3 protein-coding genes are annotated in these 1,003 nt (G+C 43.2%); all 3 read left to right on the forward strand.

The window, feature by feature from the left end:
* The coding region (locus A3762_RS04925) for an RNase adapter RapZ (RefSeq protein WP_304439266.1) at positions 1-267 on the forward strand (267 nt) is incomplete at its 5' end.
* 41 nt (positions 268-308) lie between these two features.
* Positions 309-578: an HPr family phosphocarrier protein gene (locus tag A3762_RS04930; RefSeq protein ID WP_068476104.1), complete on the forward strand. Its 270-nt coding sequence runs from the start codon at positions 309-311 to the stop codon at positions 576-578.
* 112 nt (positions 579-690) lie between these two features.
* The coding region (locus A3762_RS04935; RefSeq protein ID WP_369820664.1) for a magnesium transporter MgtE N-terminal domain-containing protein at positions 691-1,003 on the forward strand (313 nt) is incomplete at its 3' end.

Below are 1,003 nucleotides of genomic sequence, written 5' to 3' on the forward strand. Positions count from 1 at the left end.
ACGGGGCTCGACAAACCTGTTGAAGATTTCTTAAGTTCACATTCAGAAGTCGAGGAAATGGAGTCTTCAATTATTACTTTCCTCGACAAGTGGATTGATCAATTCGCCTCAAATAACCGCAGCTATATGACAATTGCCATTGGCTGCACAGGCGGCCAGCATCGTAGCGTTTATTTATGCGAAAAAATCGGAGCATACTTTAAGCAATCTCACAAAAGCGTGTTGATTCGCCACAAAGAACTATCCGCTCCAATGAAAACCCAATAAAATAAATTCTAAGAAAACACTGAGACTTCAAAGGGAATCGAATGCTTCGCGAAACTGTCGAAATTATCAATGATCTTGGACTGCATGCCCGAGCAGCAGCCAAATTCGTGGAATGCACCGGTCATTTTGAAAGCAGTTTTACCATCACAAAAGACGATAGAGAAGTTGACGGAAAAAGCATCATGTCTGTCATGATGCTTGCAGCCAGCAAGGGCACCCAGATAACGATTACTGTTGATGGCGCGGATGAAGAGCAAGCCATGAATGCCTTGAAAACATTGATCAATAATCGGTTTGATGAAGAAAGTTAACTCTAATTCGTTATAACTTATCCTATTAAGCCATTGTTTTCTTAAGAAATTAATCAACCGATCTGCACGCCATACGCTATACTCATAGCTTAAACAAACTTTCGGCGTTCCCATGGCAAGCTACTCTAACAATCAGACACCAGAGCAACACTGGCGCTCCATTTCGGATGCCATTGAAGCCGGCTCTCTGAAGCAAGTAGCTCGCATTATTAATAAGAGCTTATCGACGAGCGATGTCGCTCACCTCATCGAGTCTTCTCCACCTAAACAGCGTAATATTATTTGGCAGCTCGTCGATGATGATTATCGCGGAGAGGTTCTTCAAGACCTAAGCGAAGACGTCCAAGCCTATTTCTTGAGCAAGTTAAATGCGCAAGAACTTATCGACGCCACCGAAGATCTCGATACAGATGACCTAGCAGACA

Source organism: Oleiphilus sp. HI0125, assembly GCF_001635355.1.

Excerpts from the sequence above, each read along its gene's own strand:
- A3762_RS04930 (WP_068476104.1), top strand. The coding sequence starts at position 309 with ATGCTTCGCGAAACTGTCGAAATTATCAATGATCTTGGACTGCATGCC.